The following is a 3472-nucleotide window of genomic DNA, read 5'->3' as shown; positions in this document are numbered from 1 at the left end:
CACCGAGGTGGTGCAGGGCCAGGTGCTGTACCTGCTCAGCCGCCTGGCGCTGCTGCTGCGCATCGCCCGCCGCTACGAGCTGATCGTGGTGGTGGGCGATGTGATCCCCGTGATCGCCGCCTGGCTGAGCCGCCGGCCCTCGGCCGTTTACCTGGTGGCCTACTCCAGCCACTACGAAGGGCGGCTTCAACTGCCCTGGCCGTGCGCTGCCCTGCTGCGCAACCGGCGCCTGCGGGCCATCTACAGCCGTGATCAGTTCACCGCCACCGACCTCACCAGCCAACTGGGGCGGCCGGTGCAGTTTCTCGGCAATCCCTTTTTTGATGGGGCCCTCAAGCCCTCCGATCCGCTGGCGGGGGCACCGCAGCAGCGGCTGGGGCTGCTGCCGGGCAGCCGGTTGCCGGAGGCCCTGCACAACCTGGAGCTGATGCTGCGGGTGCTGGAGCGGTTGCCCCAGGATCTGTGGCCGGCGACCCGCCTAGGGCTGCATGCCGCCCTGGTGGGCAAGCTCACGCCCCAGGAGGTGGCGCCGCTGGCCAGCCGCCTGGGCTGGCGCCTGGAGCTCGACAGCCCCAGCCAATGCCGGCTGATTCGCGGGCCGCTCACCCTGCAGCTGGAGTGGGGGCGCTTTGCCGCGGTGATTCAGCAATGCGATCTGCTGCTCTCAATGACCGGCACCGCCGCCGAACAATGCGTGGGGCTGGGCAAACCGGTGCTGCAGCTGGAGGGGGAAGGGCCCCAGTTCACGGCCGGCTTTGCCGAGGCCCAGCGGCGTCTGTTGGGGCCGGGGGTGGTGTGCGCCGCCAGCGATGGCGCCCCCGGCAGCGAAGGCCAAATCAATGGCACCGCCGTCTTGCTGGCGCAAGTGCTGGAGCGCCTGGAGCACGACCAACCCTGGTTGCAACAGCTGAAGCGCTTGGGGCTGGAGCGCATCGGCCGGGGCGGCGGCACCGCCAGGATGGCCGCCGACATTGTTGAGCGCCTCAACGGCAGCGGCCATGCCTGACGCCAGCGGAACCGGCACCACCAACGCCAGCCCGAGCTGGGGGCAACGGCTCAAGGGCTGGATCGACACCCTGCTGGTGGCGGATGTGTTCGTGGTGATCGCCGGGGCGGTGTGGTTTGGCGTGGCGGTGCTCTGCCACAGCCGCGGCGTAGAAGCGCCGCTCAACCTGTTTCAGCGCCTGTGGGAGCCGCTGTTCACGCCGGCCATCGGCCTGCTGATGGGGGCGGCGATTCTGAGCGGCGTGCTGGGCTGGGCCCTCAACTGGTGGCGGCGGCAAGGGCCGCGTTGAGCTGGCCGTCGCGAAAGGCAAAGCCCTGCTGCTGCAGGCGTTCGGGCAGCACCCGCTGGCCCTCCAGCACCACCTTGGCCCCATCCCCCAGCAACAACTGCAACAACGGGCCGGGCACCGGCAGAAGGCTGGGGCGCCCCAGGCAGCGGCCCAGGGCCGCGGCGAACTGGGCCATCGAGCAGGGCTCCGGCGCCACGGCGTTGTAGGTGCCGGCGTAGGCCGGATCCTCCAGGGCCTGGGCGATCAGCTGGCAGAGGTCGTGGCGGGAGATCCAGCTCATCCACTGCTGGCCATGGCCGATGGGGCCGCCGAAGCCCAGGCGGAACACCGGCAGCATCTTGCCGAGGGCCCCGCCGTCGCCCCCCAGCACGATGCCGATGCGCAGAATCACCAGGCGGCAGCGGCCAGAGGCCGCCTGGGCCTCCGCCTCCCATGCCTGGCAGAGGCGGCCGAGCACATCAGCGCCGGCGGGGCTGGCCTCAGTGAACGTTTCGCTGGCGCTGGTGCCGTAGTAGCCAATGGCCGAGCCATTGATCAGCACGCCTGGGCCCTGGCCGCTGGGGAGGGCCGCCATGGCCTGCACCAGGGCGCGGGTGGTGTGGATGCGGCTGTCCTGCAGCAGCTGCAGATGGGCGGGCGTCCAGCGCTTCTCAGCGATCGGTTCCCCCGCCAGGTTCACCAACGCCTCCGCGGCCGCCAGGGCCTCCTGCAGGGCCGGCTGACTCCAACTGGAGGGGTCAGCGGGGTTGGCCTGCAGGCGCGTGAGCTGGGGGTGTTGCAGAGCGGGCAGCGGCTGGGCTGAACGGCTCACCAGGGTGAGCTGATGGCCGTGCTGCAGCAGCAGGGGCACCAGGGCGCGGCCCACAAAGCCGCTGCAGCCCACCAACAGCATCCGCATGCCCATGTCCGATCGCTCTTGGACAACGCTAGGCAGCTGCAGCCCTCAAGCTGTGAGGGAATAGGACCTAGAGCTCAAGCCGATGCAGCAGATCTGAGAGCTCAAGGCCACACTGCTCGCAGACTCCCTTGAGGATGGCCCGCAGGGTCCCAACACGCAAAGGTCGGTGGGCGGGGATCGTGAGGTGTTGCTGTCCAGCGGGTCCGAGCCGTGTCAAGCGGCGATGGCTTCCGGTTTGGCGCGTTGTTGCGTAACCCAACACGCGGAGCTTGTTGGCAAGGTCAACACCATTGAGATCAGTGGGCAGCTTCACAGGGTGAGCAATTCCTGCCGCACGTGGTGGAGGCGTATGAGCGGTGGCGCCTCCCCAGGCTCGTAATGGCAATGAACCGCATCTCTCAGCTCCCGGTGGAGCTCCTCAATGGTGTCGGCCTCGGTGTGAATGGCAGCACCAACAGCCTGAGCTCGAAACGAACCGTCTTCGGCCTCCTCCACCAGAAAAAGGATCTCGTTCATGGCCAGCATGCATTGCTTCCAGTCTGGATCCCCTGAGCCGCTTGAAACGGCCAGGATCACCAAGCACCCACAACAGGGCCCTAGCCTGCAGGGCAACCCCGATGCGCGCCATGGCCGACGCCACCCCTGCCGCTGAAGCCCCGGCGATCAAGAAGGGCAGCCTGGTGCGGGTGAACCGCCAGGCCTACGGCAACAGCCTCGAGGCCCAGGCCAGCGACGCCGCCGCGCCGGATTACATCTTTGAAGGGCCCGCGGAGGTGCTGCTGATCAAAGGCGATTACGCCCAGCTGCGGTTCCGCCGCCCCGTGCCCGACGTGTGGCTGCGCAGCAGCCAGCTGGAGCTCTTCCCCGGTTGAATCACTCCGGGTTCAACCACGCCCATCAGATCTCCAGCCGCCGGCGCTCCTCCTGCAGCAGGCTGCGGCGCCGCTTGGCCTCCCGCAGCATCTCGCGGCCGTCGCGCAGGTAACTATCCACGTAACCCATGGTGTAACGCTCCAGCTCCCTCACCGCGTCTTGAACCTGAGAAAAGCAGTGGTAGAGGTTGAGGCTGAACCCCTGGGCTGAGGGGGGTGCCGCCAGGGCGCCGTAGAGCCGTTGCACCTTCTCCAGCCGGGCTTGGCTCTGCTCCAGGAATGCGCAAAAGGCCTCCATCAGGGCGTCGTCGTAGGGGTCAGCGGAAAGGGCCTTGAGCTGGGCGGGGAACGGGTTGATCACCTGGGCCAGCAGGCGATCGATGGGGGCATACACCTGCTGCAGCCAA

Annotated in this window: 6 protein-coding genes and 1 pseudogene; 3 read left to right on the top strand and 4 right to left on the bottom strand. The window is 68.3% G+C overall.

The features are described 5' to 3' along the window. Positions 1–1006: lipid-A-disaccharide synthase-related protein (locus tag ACIQ2E_RS15205; protein WP_398332347.1), on the top strand; the 1006-nt coding region annotated here is incomplete at its 5' end. Continuing rightward, complete coding sequence (locus ACIQ2E_RS15200) at positions 999–1295, top strand: hypothetical protein (RefSeq protein ID WP_398332345.1); 297 nt, start codon at positions 999–1001, stop codon at positions 1293–1295. The genes ACIQ2E_RS15205 and ACIQ2E_RS15200, both read left to right, overlap by 8 nt. On the opposite strand, the gene ACIQ2E_RS15195 is transcribed toward ACIQ2E_RS15200, so the two are convergent. The 3 genes from ACIQ2E_RS15195 to ACIQ2E_RS15185 form a co-directional block, all read right to left on the bottom strand. Continuing rightward, positions 1264–2193 (bottom strand): TIGR01777 family oxidoreductase, encoded by a 930-nt coding sequence (locus tag ACIQ2E_RS15195; RefSeq protein WP_398332343.1) that lies wholly within the window; start codon positions 2191–2193, stop codon positions 1264–1266. The genes ACIQ2E_RS15200 and ACIQ2E_RS15195 overlap by 32 nt on opposite strands. Before the next feature lie 67 nt (positions 2194–2260). After that, entirely contained in the window at positions 2261–2506 is a 246-nt protein-coding gene (locus tag ACIQ2E_RS15190) for a type II toxin-antitoxin system HicA family toxin (RefSeq protein ID WP_398332341.1), read from the bottom strand. Further along, positions 2503–2709, bottom strand: coding sequence for a 2-oxoisovalerate dehydrogenase E1 subunit beta (locus ACIQ2E_RS15185; protein ID WP_398332339.1), 207 nt, complete (start codon positions 2707–2709; stop codon positions 2503–2505). The genes ACIQ2E_RS15190 and ACIQ2E_RS15185 overlap by 4 nt, the downstream gene beginning before the upstream one ends. A 110-nt stretch (positions 2710–2819) precedes the next feature. Between ACIQ2E_RS15185 and ACIQ2E_RS15180 the strand changes: the two genes are divergently transcribed. Further along, a complete protein-coding gene (locus ACIQ2E_RS15180) occupies positions 2820–3065 on the top strand; it encodes an NAD(P)H-quinone oxidoreductase subunit O (RefSeq protein ID WP_398332337.1) in 246 nt (81 codons plus the stop codon). A gap of 25 nt (positions 3066–3090) precedes the next feature. On the opposite strand, the pseudogene ACIQ2E_RS15175 reads toward ACIQ2E_RS15180, so the two are convergent. Then, positions 3091–3472: pseudogene (locus ACIQ2E_RS15175) on the bottom strand (molecular chaperone DnaJ); the annotation flags it as partial.

The organism is Vulcanococcus sp. (assembly GCF_044369115.1).
Taxonomy (GTDB): domain Bacteria; phylum Cyanobacteriota; class Cyanobacteriia; order PCC-6307; family Cyanobiaceae; genus Vulcanococcus.
Note: the sequence above shows the minus strand (reverse complement) of the source record. Positions and strands in the feature narration are given on the sequence as shown.